General features: G+C 47.3%; 19 protein-coding genes and 1 riboswitch. Of the genes, 13 read left to right on the top strand and 6 right to left on the bottom strand.

The annotated features are described in order from the left end of the window. Nucleotides 1–71 precede the first annotated feature (71 nt). Nucleotides 72–1,232, top strand: a complete 1,161-nt coding sequence (locus HWY38_RS11065) for a competence protein CoiA family protein (protein ID WP_224181853.1) — start codon at nt 72–74, stop codon at nt 1,230–1,232. Nucleotides 1,233–1,459: 227 nt separating this feature from the next. Further along, nucleotides 1,460–3,289, top strand: coding sequence for an oligoendopeptidase F (gene pepF, locus HWY38_RS11060; protein WP_003155028.1), 1,830 nt, complete (start codon nt 1,460–1,462; stop codon nt 3,287–3,289). 37 nt (nt 3,290–3,326) lie between these two features. Here pepF and HWY38_RS11055 read toward each other — a convergent pair whose 3' ends face one another. From HWY38_RS11055 to HWY38_RS11035, 5 genes are all read right to left on the bottom strand, one after another. Continuing rightward, nucleotides 3,327–3,494, bottom strand: coding sequence for a hypothetical protein (locus HWY38_RS11055; RefSeq protein ID WP_003155026.1), 168 nt, complete (start codon nt 3,492–3,494; stop codon nt 3,327–3,329). Nucleotides 3,495–3,779: 285 nt separating this feature from the next. Continuing rightward, on the bottom strand, nt 3,780–4,682 hold the full coding sequence (gene spxH, locus HWY38_RS11050; RefSeq protein WP_032874464.1) for a protease adaptor protein SpxH: 903 nt from the start codon (nt 4,680–4,682) through the stop codon (nt 3,780–3,782). Then, nucleotides 4,679–5,077 (bottom strand): thiol management oxidoreductase, encoded by a 399-nt coding sequence (locus HWY38_RS11045; protein WP_032874466.1) that lies wholly within the window; start codon nt 5,075–5,077, stop codon nt 4,679–4,681. The genes spxH and HWY38_RS11045 overlap by 4 nt, the downstream gene beginning before the upstream one ends. Before the next feature lie 228 nt (nt 5,078–5,305). Beyond that, a complete protein-coding gene (locus tag HWY38_RS11040; RefSeq protein WP_032874468.1) occupies nt 5,306–5,992 on the bottom strand; it encodes a lytic transglycosylase domain-containing protein in 687 nt (228 codons plus the stop codon). Nucleotides 5,993–5,996: 4 nt separating this feature from the next. After that, the gene (locus tag HWY38_RS11035) at nt 5,997–6,569 is read right to left on the bottom strand and encodes a CYTH domain-containing protein (protein ID WP_224181852.1); all 573 of its coding nucleotides are present in this window, start codon (nt 6,567–6,569) and stop codon (nt 5,997–5,999) included. A 124-nt stretch (nt 6,570–6,693) separates the two neighbouring features. On the opposite strand from HWY38_RS11035, the gene HWY38_RS11030 reads away from it, so the two are divergent. Genes HWY38_RS11030 through HWY38_RS11015 form a run of 4 tightly spaced genes read left to right on the top strand, consistent with a single transcriptional unit; the run spans nt 6,694 to nt 9,448 of the window. After that, on the top strand, nt 6,694–7,059 hold the full coding sequence (locus HWY38_RS11030; protein WP_003155020.1) for a hypothetical protein: 366 nt from the start codon (nt 6,694–6,696) through the stop codon (nt 7,057–7,059). A 27-nt stretch (nt 7,060–7,086) separates the two neighbouring features. Beyond that, the gene (locus HWY38_RS11025) at nt 7,087–7,722 is read left to right on the top strand and encodes a GTP pyrophosphokinase family protein (RefSeq protein WP_224181851.1); all 636 of its coding nucleotides are present in this window, start codon (nt 7,087–7,089) and stop codon (nt 7,720–7,722) included. A gap of 17 nt (nt 7,723–7,739) precedes the next feature. Then, nucleotides 7,740–8,540 (top strand): NAD kinase, encoded by an 801-nt coding sequence (locus HWY38_RS11020; RefSeq protein ID WP_003155018.1) that lies wholly within the window; start codon nt 7,740–7,742, stop codon nt 8,538–8,540. A gap of 14 nt (nt 8,541–8,554) precedes the next feature. Continuing rightward, nucleotides 8,555–9,448 carry an RluA family pseudouridine synthase gene (locus HWY38_RS11015; protein WP_007610628.1) on the top strand — a complete coding sequence of 298 codons (894 nt, stop codon included), beginning with the start codon at nt 8,555–8,557 and terminating at the stop codon, nt 9,446–9,448. A 33-nt stretch (nt 9,449–9,481) separates the two neighbouring features. On the opposite strand, the gene prpE is transcribed toward HWY38_RS11015, so the two are convergent. Beyond that, on the bottom strand, nt 9,482–10,231 hold the full coding sequence (gene prpE / locus HWY38_RS11010) for a bis(5'-nucleosyl)-tetraphosphatase PrpE (RefSeq protein WP_224181850.1): 750 nt from the start codon (nt 10,229–10,231) through the stop codon (nt 9,482–9,484). Between the two features lie 228 nt (nt 10,232–10,459). Here prpE and HWY38_RS11005 point away from each other — a divergent pair, with 228 nt between their 5' ends. The 7 genes from HWY38_RS11005 (at nt 10,460) to thiF (ending at nt 16,923) form a co-directional block, all read left to right on the top strand. Continuing rightward, the gene (locus HWY38_RS11005; protein WP_224181849.1) at nt 10,460–12,304 is read left to right on the top strand and encodes a monovalent cation:proton antiporter family protein; all 1,845 of its coding nucleotides are present in this window, start codon (nt 10,460–10,462) and stop codon (nt 12,302–12,304) included. A 53-nt stretch (nt 12,305–12,357) separates the two neighbouring features. After that, nucleotides 12,358–12,466: riboswitch (TPP riboswitch) on the top strand. A gap of 87 nt (nt 12,467–12,553) precedes the next feature. After that, the gene (gene tenA / locus HWY38_RS11000) at nt 12,554–13,261 is read left to right on the top strand and encodes a thiaminase II (protein WP_224181942.1); all 708 of its coding nucleotides are present in this window, start codon (nt 12,554–12,556) and stop codon (nt 13,259–13,261) included. Next, a complete protein-coding gene (gene tenI, locus HWY38_RS10995) occupies nt 13,239–13,856 on the top strand; it encodes a thiazole tautomerase TenI (protein ID WP_012117296.1) in 618 nt (205 codons plus the stop codon). Before tenA ends, tenI begins: the two co-directional genes overlap by 23 nt. Next, on the top strand, nt 13,840–14,949 hold the full coding sequence (gene thiO / locus HWY38_RS10990; protein ID WP_224181848.1) for a glycine oxidase ThiO: 1,110 nt from the start codon (nt 13,840–13,842) through the stop codon (nt 14,947–14,949). Before tenI ends, thiO begins: the two co-directional genes overlap by 17 nt. Beyond that, complete coding sequence (gene thiS, locus HWY38_RS10985; RefSeq protein WP_150941122.1) at nt 14,946–15,149, top strand: sulfur carrier protein ThiS; 204 nt, start codon at nt 14,946–14,948, stop codon at nt 15,147–15,149. Before thiO ends, thiS begins: the two co-directional genes overlap by 4 nt. Further along, nucleotides 15,146–15,916, top strand: coding sequence for a thiazole synthase (gene thiG, locus HWY38_RS10980; protein ID WP_224181847.1), 771 nt, complete (start codon nt 15,146–15,148; stop codon nt 15,914–15,916). Before thiS ends, thiG begins: the two co-directional genes overlap by 4 nt. Further along, nucleotides 15,913–16,923: a thiazole biosynthesis adenylyltransferase ThiF gene (gene thiF / locus HWY38_RS10975; protein WP_224181846.1), complete on the top strand. Its 1,011-nt coding sequence runs from the start codon at nt 15,913–15,915 to the stop codon at nt 16,921–16,923. The genes thiG and thiF overlap by 4 nt, the downstream gene beginning before the upstream one ends. The last annotated feature ends 3 nt before the right edge of the window (nt 16,924–16,926 follow it).

Below are 16,926 nucleotides of genomic sequence, written 5' to 3'. Positions count from 1 at the left end.
CTCATCCGCAAACAGGATTATGCCTTCTTTCTGCTGAATACAACAAGATTCAGGAAAGGAGAAGATGCAACATGTTCAGTGCAGTGACTGCCGGCGGGCGGCTCATTCAGCTGGCCGGAAGCTATTCAAAGGAAAAAGCGGCGGAGCTGAGAAAGAAACGCTGGTTCTGCCCCGTTTGCAAAAGTGAGCTTGATATCAAACTGGGACGCGAAAAACTGCCGCACTTCGCTCATAAAAAAAGCAGGCTGTGTCCCGGGGAATCCGAACCTGAAAGCGAATACCATCTGGAAGGAAAAAGACAGCTTTTTCTCTGGCTGAAGACACAAGGGTGCAGTGTCAGCCTGGAACCGTATCTGACTTCCGCTGGACAGCGGCCTGACTTGACGGCAGAAAGCGGAGAAGAAAGGCTGGCTTTTGAATTTCAATGTGCGAACCTTTCGGCGGACTCTTTAAAGAGCCGGACGGCAGGCCTGAAAAACGCCGGGTACCGGCCGGTCTGGATCATTGGGGCAAAACGGTTAAAACGGATGGCCGCGCAATTTTTCCGGCTTTCTGCTTTTCACTGGCAGTTCTTTGAAGTCAATTCATTTTCCTCCTTAATGTTTTACTGCCCCGACGCCCGCTCCTTTTACAGGCTGCATTCCATCACTCCGTTTTACACCGGCTATTCTTATGCCGGCTTAACCGCAATCCCTCTTCACAAAGCAAACCTGAAAGACATTTGTCATCCGGAAGGGCGGCACAGCGTCAGACTTTCCTCGTGGGGGCGTGCCGTTGCCGGATTCCGCAACAAAGGCGGGCGGTTTTTATCTGAAGATGCCGGTCTTATCCGGCGTCTTTTTTACGAAAGACATCAGGTTGCATTTCCATTTCTCCCCTCTGAAGTGTTTATTCCCGTTTCAGCAGGCTTTGTGTTTGCAAGTCCCGTTTTTGTGTGGCAGGGCCATTTATACTTGCGGCTTGCGGAACTTTCTAAAAAAGGCGCGCCGATCCGATTATCCGGCATGGTTCATGATTTACGGCAAAAAATCAGGCATAAGGAGATCCGGATGCGGTATGGTTCACAAGACAGCCTTATCGGAATGGCGGTAAAACAATATGCTGATTTCTTATGCTTGCAGGATTTTTTAAGGGAAATTGAGAATGAAGTATATATGCCCTCATCTCAACGGAAGCTCCCTCAAACGGCAGAAGAGCTGCGCCGGCGGGATCTGCTCTTTTTTGGGGAATGAGAATGCTTCATTTCGTTCACCCTAACGTCAAGGTGGTGGCGAATGTGAGGGGCGTACAAGCATTTTGTTTTCGTTTTTTCACTGTATTATTGGTATGCTCGGTCTTATATGCCGCATATGATTTGACAAAAGGCAGTGAAAAGCCGGAAGATAATCACAACACAAGTTTTTGGAGAAACAATCGTTTTTTCAATTGGCTTGAAGTAAAGAAAACGAGGGGGATCACCATGACTGAGGAAAATAAAGCAGCACAGCTGCCTGACAGAAGTGAAGTAAAGGCAGAGCATACATGGAGACTAGAGGATATTTTTCCTAGTGATGAGGCCTGGAATAAAGAATTTCAAGCAGTTAAAGAATTAATCCCGAATTTATCTTCTTTTAAAGGCACGCTTGCTCATTCGGCTGATAATTTATACGCTGCGCTTACGGCACAGGATGAAGTGACGAACCGCCTTGGGAAACTTTATGCATACGCGCATATGCGCTCAGACCAGGATACGGGAAATTCTTTCTACCAAGGGCTGAACGATAAAGCCGCAAGCCTGTATTCTCAGGCTGCCAGCGCGACTGCTTACATTGAACCGGAAATTCTGGCGATTCAGGAGGACAAGCTGCACCAGTTTATTCTGGAAAAAGAGGAGCTTAAGCTTTACTCCCATGCAATTGAAGAAATTACAAAACAGCGTCCGCACGTGCTGAGCGAACAAGAAGAGGCCCTGCTTGCGGAAGCCTCTGAAGCGCTGTCGTCGCCTTCCAATACATTCAGCGTTTTAAATAACGCCGATATTACGTTTCCGTCGATTAAAGATGAAAACGGCAAGGAAACTCAAATTACACACGGCAACTTTATTAATTTCCTGGAAAGCAGCAATCGTGAAGTCCGCAAAAACGCATTTGAAGCCGTATATAAAACATACGGACAGTATAAAAACACGATGGCGACTACACTCAGCGGCACTGTGAAAAAAGATAATTTTTACGCCCGTGTGAAAAAGTATAAATCAGCACGGGAAGCGGCTTTATCCAATAACAGCATCCCTGAAGAAGTTTACGATAACCTTATTAAGACGATCAATAAACATCTTCCGTTATTACACCGTTACATTGACCTGCGGAAAAAGGTTCTCGGCCTTGATGAAGTCCATATTTATGACCTGTACACACCGCTTGTAAAAGATTCGGGAATGAAGGTCACATATGAGGAAGCGAAAGATTATATGCTCAAAGGACTTGCTCCGCTGGGCGAGGAATACGCGTCTATTTTAAAAGAAGGACTTGAAAACCGCTGGGTCGATGTATACGAAAACAAAGGAAAACGCAGCGGTGCTTATTCGTCCGGTACATACGGCACGAATCCGTACATCTTGATGAACTGGCATGATAATGTCAATAATCTGTTTACGCTCGTTCACGAGTTCGGCCATTCCGTGCACAGCTACTATACGAGAAAATATCAGCCGTATCCGTACGGTAACTACAGCATTTTTGTCGCTGAAGTCGCTTCAACGACTAATGAAGCGCTGCTCGGTGAATATATGCTGAACAGCTTAAAGGATGAAAAACAGCGTCTGTACCTGCTCAACCACATGCTTGAAGGATTCAGAGGCACAGTGTTCAGACAGACGATGTTCGCTGAATTTGAGCATCTGATTCATACGAAAGCGCAGGAAGGCGAGCCGCTAACGCCTGAACTGCTGAACGAACTTTATTATGATCTGAATAAAAAGTATTTCGGTGACAACATGGTGATTGATAAAGAAATCAGTCTGGAATGGTCAAGAATTCCGCATTTCTATTACAATTATTATGTGTATCAATATGCGACAGGCTACAGTGCGGCCCAAGCGCTGAGCAGCCAGATCTTAAAAGAAGGCAAGCCTGCGGTGGAGCGCTATACCGAATTCTTAAAAGCGGGAAGCTCGGAATATCCGATCGACATACTGAAAAAAGCGGGAGTCGATATGACATCGCCTGAACCGATCGAGGCGGCCTGCAAAATGTTTGAAGAGAAACTGAACGAAATGGAAGAGCTTCTTTCGAAAGTGAACCCTTCGTAATTCAAAAAAGCCTGTGCATAAGTTGCGCAGGCTTTTTCTAAAACCCTTTAAACGTTTTTCTGTGATTCAGCCGGTACAAGGCAAACAATATGGACAGAAACAGCAGGGGAGATGTAATGTAAATCGGCAGCATGTGCATCATGGCCAGCAGATTTAAAAAGAAGAAAAACACAATCATTCCGATGATCAATACAGTGCGGAGCATTGATTTCCCTCCTTGTTTTTCATTGATATATTCTATGAAAACAAGCAGTCAGTTATGTTTTGTGACAAAAATATGAACATTAATCTTATGGCTTGTCAAAACTCGACAAGATTTGATATGATAAGGATGTGAAATTGATCACAAACAAACATTACCCCTTTGTTTGACCGTGAAAAATTTCTCCCATCCCCTTTGTTGTCGTTAAGACATATGAAACCGCGCTTATCCCGGCGCGGTTTCTTTATTTGCACAAAAAAAGCCGGCTCCGTAAGGAATCAGCTTTTTTTAATGATCACAACAGGTGACATCCTCCTGGGTGCCGGAAAGAGACTTCCAAAACAGACCGTGCTTTGCTTCCACTCTGGCGACCTTTTTCGCGAATGCCAGTTTTTTCATTTCTTTTTCAACTTCTTCTAGACTCAAATCATAAACGAGTGCGATTTCTTTCGATGCGACAAACCGGAAATATTCAATGAAACATTCCAAAGGCGGCGTTTCAGAAGGCTTCGGTTCATCCCCGAGCATTTCGAATAAGATCTCTTCGTACACGTCATAAGAATAGTTGCCGGGAACCTTCAGCCCTTCATCATCATGCAGGCTGTTAAAGAACGTCAATGTCGGGTTGACGGTGACATCCATTTCCGCCGCGATTTTCATATCGCACTGAAGCGCTTTTACCGCGCTTTGCGAATGGAGGTCGCGCTTGAATTCTTCAACATCTAATTTCGTCTTTTCGGCAATTTCTAAAAGAACGTCTTCATCCGTAATATTCTGCTTGGAAACAAACAGGCTTTCCTGCATGCTGCGGAGAAACAGAATGCCCGCTTTTCTTCCCTGCAGTTCGGCCGCTTTTAAAGCGAGTGCGGCAAGGTAGGGCGATGAAAGAGGCTGATCTTGCTCAAGCCAAAGGCTTCCGTCACAGGGCATCCCGGAACGGTTCGCAATTTTTTCCCAAGCTTCGGCAAGAAGGTGTTTTTTCCGCTTTTGCTTATTCAGCGATGTAATGCTCGCGGAAACAATGATCCGCAGCGTAAAAAAACGTCCGTATTTGATTTTTAATTTTTTTATGGCGGGCTCCAGCGACCAGCATTCAGGACATAAAGGGTCGACAAACATGTAAATTTCGAGCGGTTTTTTTGGATGTCCGTGGCAATGGGCGAAGTATTGCTCATGCTGATAATTCGTCAATATGATCGATCCTCCGCTTCTGCCTGGTTTACCATATGCCTGGCCGTTAGTTCCAGACGCCCGTACAGAAATTCACGAATATCGCCCTCCAGCCCGACATCATCCATCGCTTTGCTCATACAGCTTAGCCACGCATCAGCCCTCTCGTCCGTAATCGGAAAGGGGAGATGCCTTGCCCTGAGCATGGGGTGTCCGTGCTCTTCAGTATAAAGAGGAGGTCCGCCCAAATACTGGGTTAAAAATTGCTTTTGTTTTCTGGCCGTTTCAGTCAAATCACTTGGAAATATCGGCTTCAGCAAGGGATGAGACGAGACACGCTCATAAAAAGTATCAACAAGTTGCGATAGAAGTTCCTCTCCAATCGCTTCATATGGTGCGTTAAACGATTGTCCCATGTTGACTACTCCTTTATATGGCTAATAGGAATCATAATTCCCATTGCGAATTTATCTTTCAGTTTTACTATCTTCAGTTACTGTATATTTTAGCAATAACATTTTATTTCTACAAACAAAGTGCCTTTCTGTCAGGCGCTTGTATTTCATATCATATCACATCGCCTTCATTCATGTGTAAGATTTCACTCCGCAAAAAAACCAGAGGGCGAAGGAAGCCTCTCTGGTTTACGCGTAATACTGTTTGGTTATGTTTTTAACATATTGCTGTGTTTCCTTAAACGGCGGAATGCCTCCGTACCGATCTACGTTGCCGGGGCCTGCGTTGTAGGCGGCTAACGCCAGAGATACATTTCCGTCGTATTTCGTGAGCATCTGCTTTAAGTACTTTGTGCCGCCCTCAGCGTTCTGGACGGGATCAAGCGGGTTTGACACCCCGAGTGATTCTGCCGTGGAAGGCATGAGCTGCATCAGTCCCATTGCCCCCGCACCGCTGACCGCTTTCGGATTAAAGCCTGATTCCTGTTTAATAACCGCGCGGATCAGCTTTTCGTCCACTCCGTATTTTTCGGCCGCTTTCTGAATGGCGCTGTCTATTGAAAAGTTTCCGGTGCTGATATCAGATGCCGCATCCGGAGACTTTATGCCCGGGGAAGCGGTCTGTGAAGCAGCCGCGGAGCCGGATGAAACGGGAATTCTCGGTGAATATGAAGCGTGAGCGGTCCGCACACCGTTTAAAATTCCTGATTCCGGCTGCTGCCGGACGGCTGTGTCCGTATACTGGCTGAGAAGCGCGCTGAAATTGGCAAGCGGGCTTTCTGAAGATTGTCCGCCTGAAGCCGTGCTTGTATGAGAGATTGATTGCAGCGCCACTGATTGCAACTGGAGAAGGGCCGCCCAATTCGTTATATTCACTGTGTCATTCCACCTTTTTTTGTTTCTGTTCATAAAAACGCTGGATTTTATTTTTCGTGATCCGCTCTGGGATGCAGAATTGCTTGAGCAATTGTTCAAACGCCCGTTTTCCTTCATCCCAGTCAGCAGCTTCGAATTCCAATTCAAAGTCTTCTTTCTCTAAATATCGGCTGTGATCTAAAATGATTAAGCCTTTTTCTGATTCTTTTTCCGAGCGTGCGGTCGACAGCGTCCCGAAATAGCAAATGTGTTCTGAGTTGATTCCGAGACCTTCCAGCTGACGTTTGACGGGGCCTTCCGGAATCTTGAAGACGTCAAGATCAGGTGCCGCAAGCTCTTGGTGGGTTTCCAGCAGACCGACCGCGGCAGGCTCTTTTAACGTCAGAACGAACGCGCCGTCTTTTTCTCGGATGCGGAGTGCTGATTTTTTTTGTTTCAGGGAAAAATCTTTCGTGTCGAAATAATGATTGACCTGCTGTTTAAAATCATGTTCTTTCATGCAGAGTGCTTCACTCAGCTTCAGAAATTCTGATTTTGTCAGCAGGTTTTTGAATTCAATTTCTATTTCTTGGGTCATGACAGTCTTCCTTTCAGGACGAAAAATTGTATAATTCCCATTATCTCTTTAGAGGTTACGTTTATCAATATCGACCTTGATATGATAAAATAAATGCTGTACTTTGTTAAAAAAGGAGAACATTATGCAAAAGAGAATTGAAATCCAAAATGCATCATTAACAGAAGACGCGCTCCGCTTAAAGTGCGGAGAGGACTTAAGCGGAGCGGAACGCAAAGCCTCAGGTCAAATGCTTGTTGATTCCGATCACTTTGCTTTTGTATACATACTTGAATCAGCTGACTCTTTTGAATATGTCATTATAAAAGAACATATCTGGCCGGATCTGAAAGAAGCCTTAGACCAAAGAAAACCGGCGGTCCTTGAGGCCGGCGGAAAAACGGTTGAACTTTCAGGGCTGCATGAAGAACTCGATTATCTTCTTGAAAATATTAAAGATAATGCAAACTACGGAGATATGGAAGAAAAAGTGAAAAGCGTATTTCTTTAGAACAGGTTCGGAATTGGGGGATGTACGATGGATGACAAACAATGGGAGCAATTTCTAGCGCCATACCGCCAGGCTGTTGACGAATTAAAGGTGAAGCTGAAAGGCGTCAGAACCCTTTATGATTATGAAGATGACCACTCACCGATTGAGTTTGTTACAGGCCGCGTGAAGCCGGTGGCGAGCATACTTGAAAAAGCGAGACGAAAAAGCATACCGCTTCATCAGATTGAAACGATGCAGGATATCGCGGGGCTGCGTATTATGTGCCAATTTGTCGATGATATCCAGATCGTCAAAAATATGCTGTTTGCCAGAAAAGATTTTACCGTTGTCGATAAGCGGGATTACATAGCAGAGCATAAGGAAAGCGGATATCGGTCTTACCACCTTGTCGTTTTATATCCTTTACAAACAACGTCCGGAGAAAAGCACGTTCTTGTGGAAATACAGATTCGGACGCTTGCCATGAACTTTTGGGCAACCATTGAGCATTCACTGAATTACAAATACAGCGGGAACATTCCCGAAAAAGTAAAGCTGAGGCTGCAGCGGGCCTCAGAAGCCGCATCACGGCTCGATGAAGAAATGTCAGAAATCCGCGGAGAAATCCAGGAAGCCCAAGCCGCGTTCTCGCGAAAGAAAAAAGCGGGAGACCACCAGTAGGAAAGGAGGGGAATGGCATGAAATTTGCCGTTTCTTCAAAAGGAGACGAGGTTTCAGATACACTGAAAAGCAAAATACAGGCGTATTTACTCGATTTTGATATGACCTTGGATGAAAAGGAGCCGGAAATCGTTATTTCCGTCGGCGGTGACGGAACGCTTCTTTACGCATTTCACAGGTACAGCGACCGTCTTGATAAAACGGCGTTTGTCGGAGTTCACACGGGGCATTTGGGTTTTTATGCCGATTGGGTTCCGCAGGAGATAGAAAAGCTCGTTCTGGCCATTGCCAAAACGCCGTATCATACCGTGGAGTATCCCCTTCTTGAGGTGATTGTCACTTATCATGATGAAGAGCGTGAGGAGCGGTATCTGGCTTTGAACGAATGTACGATCAAAAGCATAGAAGGCAGTCTCGTCGCTGACGTGGAAATTAAAGGCCAGCTGTTTGAAACGTTCAGGGGAGACGGTTTATGTCTGTCCACGCCTTCCGGAAGCACGGCTTATAATAAGGCGTTAGGCGGCGCAATCATCCACCCTTCCATCAGGGCGATTCAGCTTGCGGAAATGGCATCCATCAACAACAGAGTGTTCAGGACTGTCGGCTCGCCGCTTTTGCTTCCCGATCATCATAACTGTGTCATCAAACCGAGAAACGACGTCGACTTTCAAGTCACAATTGATCATTTAACCTTGCTGCATAAGGATGTCAAGTCCATTCTATGCCGTGTGGCAAATGAAAAAGTCAGATTTGCAAGATTCCGCCCTTTCCCGTTTTGGAAAAGGGTGCAGGACTCCTTTATCGGAAAAGGCGAATAGAAAGAGGAAACGGATTGGACAACTTTTTTATCCAAAAGAACATGACTGCCCGGGAAGCCGGCATGACGGTAAAAGAATATACGGCGCAGCTCGGCATTTCAAAGCGGCTTCTCGCTGACATTAAATTCGGCGGGGGAGACCTGCTTGTGAACGGAGAGCATGTAACCGTCCGCACCGTGTTAGCGGACGGAGACGTGCTTAAGATTGAATTTCCGAAGGAGCATGTGAGTGAAACGCTTTTGCCTGAGCCGGTTCCGCTTGATATTCTTTATGAAGATGACCATGTGCTTGTGGTCAATAAGCAGCCGTATGTCTCCTCAATTCCATCAAGAGAACACCCGTCGGAAAGCATCGCTAACGGAGTGATCAGCCACTACCGAAAAAGCGGCGTGCAATCAACGGTTCATCTTGTCACCCGCCTTGACAGGGATACATCGGGGGCGATGCTCATCGCCAAACATCGGCTTTCCCATTCTCTTTTGTCGGCAGCGCAGAAGAAGGGGCTTGTCAGCAGGCGGTATCTCGCTGTCGTACACGGGATCATGCTGCAGAAGGAAGGAACGGTGGACGCGCCCATCGGAAGAAAACACGACAGTATTATTGAGCGGATGGTAACGCCGGAGGGACAACGAGCGGTGACGCATTTTCAAACGGAAAAAGCGGGACATGCGTTTACGCTTGCAGCCCTGCGGCTGGAAACGGGGCGGACGCATCAAATCCGGGTGCACATGAGCTACCTCGGCCATCCTTTAGTCGGTGATACACTGTACGGCGGAAAAAATGAGGGAATTGCGCGGCAGGCTCTTCACAGTGAGCGGCTTTCATTCGTACACCCCATGACCGGAGAAACGCTCGTTTTTCACGCTCCGGTGCCTGACGATATGAAAACATTAATTGAACACATGTAAAGCCCGAACCGTTTACCGGTTTCGGGCTTTTTTTCATGCCTGCCTTCCGTGATCCTCGCGAAATCGTGAAGCGTCATAGGGCATTGAGCTTTCCACAGAGACGGTTTCATGCTCCGGAAAGCGAAAGCCTGTCAGCTGATTCCCGAAGACGCATCCTGTATCAATGTTGATTGTACGGTTGATGATCCGGGGGCGTTTTACCGGGGTATGCCCGTAAACAATCCATGCCTTGCCTTCGTAAGCGGCGGCCCAGTCTCTTCTGACGGGCCTGCCGTCGGGATACGTTTCACCCGTGATATCGCCGTACAGAACAAATTCTTTTACCTTACGCGAGTATTTACCGATATCGTCAGCTTTTATGCCGGCGTGGGCGACAACGAGATCGCCATTATGTAAAATGTCATAAAGCGGCGCTGACTCATATAATCGGATGAATTGTCTGGAGACTTCCGTTCTGTCGGCGGGAGACAGCTCTTTCAGTTCGGCTGCCGTCGTTTCCAGTCCGTGCATCACTTTTACGGGGTTTCCTTTTAAGTAACGATACAGTTTGTTGCAATGATTTCCCGGGACATAACGGACGGCTCCTTTTTCATATGCTTTTGCCGCAAAACGCATCACTTCTACGGATTTTGGGCCTCTGTCCGTTAAATCCCCCGCAAAGACAAGCGTCCTGCCTTCAGAATGAACGGGCGTTCCGTCTTTGACTTCATATCCGAGCTTTTGCATTAACGCGATCATTTCGTCATAACATCCGTGTATATCGCTGATGATGTCATAAGCCATTCGTGTCAGCCTCCTTATTAACGGTTTTTTATTTATTATGGGGCTAATTCCTATACCTAATTACGCTGTTTTTGCACAAATTAAAAAAAGAATTAAAGAAATAAAGCCTTATCACTTTTTTTTCGCGTTCAGCCTTGTTAGAATATGCGTTATGTTTTTAAAAAAAAGTAAGGTTTCGCCCGCTTTAAGCGGGCTTTTATAACCCTTGTTTTAAGGAGGTATTTACGAATGGAACACACATCAGTCGCATCTTTAGTCGTCGTTCTGATCGTCGCTTTTTTGACGCCGCTCCTTTTACATCGGTTTAAGCTCAGCATCCCCGTCGTCGTCGCGGAGATCATCATGGGGCTTATTATCGGAAAAAGCGGCCTGAATCTTGTCGTTCAGGGAGATACGTGGCTGGAGACGCTGTCTGTTCTCGGCTTTATCTTTTTAATGTTTTTAAGCGGCTTGGAAATTGATTTTTCTTCATTTGAGAAAGGAAAGAAAAAACAATTCCTTCCGAATGGCAAGGAAGCGCCCAACACGTTTTCTGCCGCACTGATTATCTTTTTCGGCATCTTTATTTTATCATTGCTGCTGTCCTATGCCTTTGTATTAGCCGGTTTTATACAAAACGCATTTTTAATGACGCTTATTATTTCGACGATATCACTCGGTGTGGTGGTCCCGACTTTAAAGGAAGAACGGATCATGAACTCCAATATCGGCCAGATCATCCTGCTTGTCGCCGTTATCGCGGACTTGGCTACGATGATTCTGCTCGCTTTTTTCTCTTCTCTTTACGGAGAAGACAGCGGAAATATGTGGCTTCTGTTGATTCTCTTTGCCGCGGGGGTCGTGCTGTATTTCTTCGGCAGGATCTTTAAACACCGTTCATTTGTGCAGTCGATGTCTAAAGGCACCGTGCAGATCGGGACGAGAGCCATTTTTACACTGATTATCGTGCTTGTCGCTTTATCGGAATCTCTCGGGGCGGAAAATATTCTCGGCGCGTTTTTGGCAGGCGTTCTGGTATCGCTTCTGTCTCCGAATAAAGAAATGGTGGAACAGCTGGATTCATTCGGCTACGGGTTTTTAATTCCGATCTTTTTCGTCATGGTCGGGGTGAAATTGGACATTTGGACGCTTTTCCAAGATCCGAAAACATTAACGATGATTCCGCTGCTTCTGCTTGCGCTGTTTATCAGCAAAATGTTTCCGGTGTTTTATTTAAAGAAATGGTATGACAAAAGAACCGTGTTTGCTTCGGGCTTTTTGCTGACGTCCACGCTGTCGCTTGTTATCGCGGCGGCTACGATCGGAGAAAGGCTCCACATTATCAGCGCCAATATGTCCGGCGCGCTGACTTTAGTTGCGGTTATTGCCAGCATCATCACGCCGATCGGCTTTAAGAAATTATACAAACGGCAAAGTGCGCCGCAGGAAAAAAAGCGCATTACATTTATCGGCGCCAACCAAATGACGCTTCCGGTTACGCTGGAATTGCCTGAGGAGGAATATGAAGTACGGGTCGTCCATGTGTTTCAGGAAAATGCCGGGGAAACGCTTGCGGAATCCGTTTTTTCGGTTGACACGATTTCTGATTACGAGCCCGGCACGCTTGAGTCGCACGGTATTTTCAAAACGGATATTCTTGTCGTGGCGACGGGAAATGAAGATGTGAACGCCGAAATCGCCTTAATAGCGAAAGAGAAAGGGACTGAGCGTATCATCGCAAGCGTCGGCTCGGTTGAGCATGAAACAAAACTGAAAGAAGAGGGCATCAGTATTTTTTCTATCCTTCTGTCTACAAAGACACTCTTGCGCGCATTAATTGAGGCGCCGGGCGTGATGAGCCTCCTGACGAATGAGGAGTCTTCGTTATATCAGATCAATCTGGAAAACCCGGCGTATAACGGCATCATTCTGCGGGAATTTCCGCTGATGGGCGATGTGATTTTCGTCCGGATTTTCAGAGGTGTGGACAGCATCGTTCCGCACGGAGACACGCGGCTGAAAACAGGAGACCGTCTCATCGTCACGGGCTCGCGCAACTACGTGTCGGAACTGAGAAAAATTCTTGAAGCTTGACCAAATTGCAATTCGTGATAATATAGAAGGCATAACAAATAAATCATTAATCGTATGACCACTAGGGGTGTCCTTCATAAGGGCTGAGATAAAAGTGAGACTTTTAGACCCTCATAACTTGAACAGGTTCAGACCTGCGTAGGGAAGTGGAGCGGTATTTTTTTTGGGTTCCTTTTATCCATTTAAATTCCAAACCACTTTTCCGATGCGGGAAAGTGGTTTTTTTATTTTAACAGGGGGGAAGACATGATGACATTTTCTGAAGAATGCAGACAGGCGGCTTCCGAATGGTGGGACGGAAGTTTTGTTCATCCGTTTGTAACGGGAATCGGTGACGGAAGCCTGCCGATAGACCGTTTCAGTTATTACGTGCTGCAAGATTCCTACTATTTGACGCATTTTGCAAAAGTTCAGGCGTTCGGCGCCGCATATGCCGAAGACTTGTTTACGACGGGCAGGATGGCGGGCCACGCTCAAGGGACATATGAAGCGGAAATGGCGCTGCACCGCGAGTTTACGGAGCTTTTAGGGATTACGGAAGAAGAGCGTGCGGCATTTAAACCGGCACCGACCGCCTATTCTTATACGTCTCATATGTACAGATCGGTGATGAGCGGCAATTTTGGAGAAATATTAGCTGCGCTTCTGCCCTGTTATTGGCTTTATTATGAAGTCGGCGAACACTTAAAAGAGTGCAAACCGGAGCATCCGATTTATGAAAAATGGATCGGTACATACGGCGGAGACTGGTTCAGACAGCAAGTCGAAGAACAGATCAGCCGTTTTGACGAGATTGCTGAAAACAGCACAGAGGACATCCGCGCGAAAATGAAAGAGAATTTTGTGATTTCAAGCTATTATGAATATCAATTTTGGGGAATGGCCTATCAAAAAGAAGGCTGGTCCGAGAAGGGCGGAAAAGAGGTGGAATCTTTTGGAGCTGCACGCGGTAACTGATAATCGCAAACCCGTTGCCGAGCTGGCCGAGGATATTCTTTCGATTCAGCGCGAAGTAAGCTTTATCCATATCCGTGAGCGGGATAAAACAGCGGGAGAAATCATGCAGCTTTTGTCCCTTTTGAAAAAGGGCGGTGCGGATAAGGACAAATTGATCATCAATGACAGGGCGGATATCGCGCTTTTTGCCAATATACACCGTGTTCAGCTTCCGTCCCGCAGCTTTTCCGTAAAGCAGGTGCGAAGCAGATTTCCCCATCTTCATATCGGACGTTCGGTTCATTCGCTGAAAGAAGCCATCCAAGCTGAAAAGGAAGATGCGGATTATGTGGTGTTCGGCCATGTATTTGAAACCGAATGTAAACAAGGACTTGAAGCAAGAGGCATCAGCCTGCTTTCAGAGATCAAACGCACGCTTTCCATCCCCGTCATCGCAATCGGCGGAATGACACTGCAGACGATCGGACACACAAAGCAGGCGAAACCGGACGGAATTGCCGTCATGTCAGGTATTTTCTCAGCTGAAAATCCTGAGGAGGCGGCAAAACGGTATGCACGCGCGGTAAGGGAGGCCGATTATGAAGAAGCACTATGATACGGCGGTGATCGGCGGCGGAATTATCGGGTGCGCCATTTCTTATGAGCTGGCGAAGACGCAGCAGAACGTTGTCTTGTTTGAAGCCGGGGAAGTCGGCCGAAAAACGACAAGCGCTGCCGCGGGAATGCTGGGCGCTCATGCGGAATGTGAAAACCGGGATGCGTTTTTTGATTTTGCCATGCACAGTCAAAGGCTGTATGAAGCGGCGGGGCAAGAGCTTGAGGAAGCTTCCGGCATTGACATCAGGCGCCATAGCGGCGGAATGCTTAAACTGGCGTATACCGAAGAAGATATCGCCCGTCTACGGAAGATGGATGATCTGCCTTCCGTCACCTGGCTTTCAGCGGAAGATGCCTTTGAAAAAGAGCCTTACGCTTCAAAAGACATTCTCGGCGCAAGTTTTATAAAAGACGATATCCATGTCGAACCGTACTATGTCTGCAAAGCGTATGCAAAAGGGGCGCGTCGCTATGGCGCTGATATATATGAGCATACACAAGTCACCTCCGTAAAACGGGTGAACGGAGAATATTGCATCACAACGTCCGGCGGGGATGTTTACGCTGACAAAGTCGCAGTTGCAAGCGGGGTATGGAGCGGCCGGTTTTTCAGCCAGCTTGGCTTGGGACAGCCTTTTTTTCCTGTGAAAGGAGAATGCCTTTCCGTGTGGAATGACGATACCCCGCTGATCAAAACCCTTTACCATGATCATTGTTATGTTGTCCCGAGAAAAAGCGGCCGGCTTGTCATCGGCGCCACGATGAAACAGGGTGACTGGAGCGATACGCCTGACATCGGTGGAATTGAGGCCGTCATTGCAAAAGCGAAAACCATGCTTCCCGCCATCGAACATATGAAAATAGACCGGTTTTGGGCGGGTCTCAGGCCGGGAACAAGAGACGGAAAGCCGTTTATCGGGCGGCATCCTGAAGACAGCGGCATCATCTTCGCCGCCGGCCATTTTCGGAACGGCATCCTGTTGGCGCCGGCAACGGCTGAAATGGTGCGGGATATAATCTTGGGGCAACAAGTCAAACAGGAATGGGAAGAAGCGTTTCGAATTGATCGCAAGGAGGCTGTTCATATATGATCCTTCAGCTGAACGGAAAACAAATTAATTGGAATCGAAAAGAGGGGACGGTTCAGGATTTGCTTGAATCGTACCAGCTTGATCAAAGAATCGTAGTTGTGGAGAGAAATAAAGAAATCATTGAAAAAAAGAATTATGAAAATATAAGTTTGTGTGACCGCGATGTCATAGAAATTGTCCATTTTGTAGGAGGCGGATGAGGATGTTAACAATAGGCGGAAAACAGTTTCAGTCAAGATTGCTGTTAGGAACGGGAAAATATCCGAGTTTTGAGATTCAGAAAGAGGCGGTGGCCGTCTCGGAATCAGATATTTTAACCTTTGCGGTGCGGCGGATGAACATCTTTGAACAGTCTCAGCCTAACTTTCTCGAACAGCTTGATTTGTCTAAATACACGCTTCTGCCGAATACGGCCGGCGCCGCAACGGCTGAAGAGGCGGTCCGAATCGCAAGGCTTGCCAAAGCTTCAGGGCTTTGTGACATGATAAAAGTAGAAGTCATCGGATGCAGCCGATCACTTTTGCCTGATCCGGTTGAAACGCTGAAAGCATCAGAACAGCTGCTCGAAGAGGGATTTATCGTGCTTCCGTATACGTCAGACGATGTCGTGCTCGCAAGACGTCTTGAGGAGCTCGGAGTGCATGCCATTATGCCGGGCGCTTCGCCGATCGGTTCCGGTCAGGGAATTTTAAATCCGCTGAATCTATCCTTTATCATTGAACAGGCGAAGGTGCCGGTCATTGTCGATGCCGGCGTCGGATCTTCAAAAGACGCAGCCTACGCGATGGAGCTCGGGGCTGACGGCGTGCTGTTAAATACCGCTGTGTCAGGCGCTGATGATTCGGTCAAAATGGCCAGGGCGATGAAGCTTGCCGTAGAAGCGGGCCGCCTTTCTTATGAAGCCGGGAGAATTCCGGTGAAAGATTACGGAACTGCAAGCAGTCCGCGAGACGGTCTTCCGGTATGACGGACAGATATTCCAGACAGGAGCTGTTTCAGCCGATCGGTCCCACCGGCCAAGAGAAGCTCCGGTCGTCTCATGCCGTGATTATCGGCGCAGGTGCGCTTGGGACGGCAAGTGCGGAGATGCTTGTCAGAGCAGGGGTCGGGAAGGTAACGATCGCTGACAGAGATTATGTGGAGTGGAGTAATCTCCAGCGCCAGCAGCTTTATACCGAAGACGATGTCAGACAGGAAATGCCGAAAGCCGCGGCGGCTGAAAAACGGCTTCGGTCTATAAATAGCGATGTAGAGGTCGAGGGATTTGTCATGGATGTCACTGCGGAAAACGCACCCGGATTGATTCGTGGCGCCTCCCTCATCGTGGATGCCGCCGACAACTTTGAAACGAGGCTGATTGTGAATGATGCGGCTGTGCAGAAAGGGATTCCCTTTCTGTACGGCGCCTGTGTCGGCAGCTACGGGCTCTCTTTTACCGTCATTCCCGGTGTCACGCCGTGCCTTCACTGTCTGCTTGAGACATTGCCTTTAGGCGGTATGACATGCGATACGGCGGGAATCATCAGCCCGGCTGTATTGCAGACGGCCGTTTTTCAGGCAGCAGATGCGCTGAAGCTGTTAACGGGCGGATCTATCGAGCATGTTCTCCGTTCCTTTGATTTATGGAAAAATGAACGGTCAGAAATAAACGTTGCCCGTCTTAAGTCGGCTGATTGCCCAAGTTGCGGCACAAACGATTTTCCATTTTTATCCTATGAAAATCAGACAAAAGCGGCGGTTCTGTGCGGGCGGAACACGGTGCAGATCAGAACGGGGATCTCCGAACAGTTTGATCTGCAAAAACTTGCGGGACAGCTCAGACAGGCAGGGCTTGATGTTTCAGCCAACCCGTATTTAATTTCGTTTTGCACAGACAATTTCAAGATGGTACTGTTTCGTGACGGCAGAGCATTAATACACGGCACAAGTGATATCAGCAGAGCGAAATCCTTTTATCATAAATGGATCGGATAATGC

This window comes from Bacillus sp. KS1 (assembly GCF_020075515.1).
GTDB classification, from domain to species: domain Bacteria; phylum Bacillota; class Bacilli; order Bacillales; family Bacillaceae; genus Bacillus; species Bacillus velezensis.
The sequence above is the reverse complement of the archived record's forward strand: the minus strand, read 5'-3'. Positions and strand labels throughout refer to the sequence as shown.

Coding starts and splice junctions, on each gene's coding strand:
- HWY38_RS11065 (WP_224181853.1), top strand. CDS start 72: ATGTTCAGTGCAGTGACTGCCGGCGGGCGGCTCATTCAGCTGGCCGGA.
- pepF (WP_003155028.1), top strand. CDS start 1,460: ATGACTGAGGAAAATAAAGCAGCACAGCTGCCTGACAGAAGTGAAGTA.
- HWY38_RS11055 (WP_003155026.1), bottom strand. CDS start 3,494: ATGCTCCGCACTGTATTGATCATCGGAATGATTGTGTTTTTCTTCTTT.
- HWY38_RS11045 (WP_032874466.1), bottom strand. CDS start 5,077: ATGGGACAATCGTTTAACGCACCATATGAAGCGATTGGAGAGGAACTT.
- HWY38_RS11035 (WP_224181852.1), bottom strand. CDS start 6,569: ATGACCCAAGAAATAGAAATTGAATTCAAAAACCTGCTGACAAAATCA.
- HWY38_RS11030 (WP_003155020.1), top strand. CDS start 6,694: ATGCAAAAGAGAATTGAAATCCAAAATGCATCATTAACAGAAGACGCG.
- HWY38_RS11025 (WP_224181851.1), top strand. CDS start 7,087: ATGGATGACAAACAATGGGAGCAATTTCTAGCGCCATACCGCCAGGCT.
- HWY38_RS11020 (WP_003155018.1), top strand. CDS start 7,740: ATGAAATTTGCCGTTTCTTCAAAAGGAGACGAGGTTTCAGATACACTG.
- prpE (WP_224181850.1), bottom strand. CDS start 10,231: ATGGCTTATGACATCATCAGCGATATACACGGATGTTATGACGAAATG.
- HWY38_RS11005 (WP_224181849.1), top strand. CDS start 10,460: ATGGAACACACATCAGTCGCATCTTTAGTCGTCGTTCTGATCGTCGCT.
- tenA (WP_224181942.1), top strand. CDS start 12,554: ATGACATTTTCTGAAGAATGCAGACAGGCGGCTTCCGAATGGTGGGAC.
- thiO (WP_224181848.1), top strand. CDS start 13,840: ATGAAGAAGCACTATGATACGGCGGTGATCGGCGGCGGAATTATCGGG.
- thiS (WP_150941122.1), top strand. CDS start 14,946: ATGATCCTTCAGCTGAACGGAAAACAAATTAATTGGAATCGAAAAGAG.
- thiG (WP_224181847.1), top strand. CDS start 15,146: ATGAGGATGTTAACAATAGGCGGAAAACAGTTTCAGTCAAGATTGCTG.
- thiF (WP_224181846.1), top strand. CDS start 15,913: ATGACGGACAGATATTCCAGACAGGAGCTGTTTCAGCCGATCGGTCCC.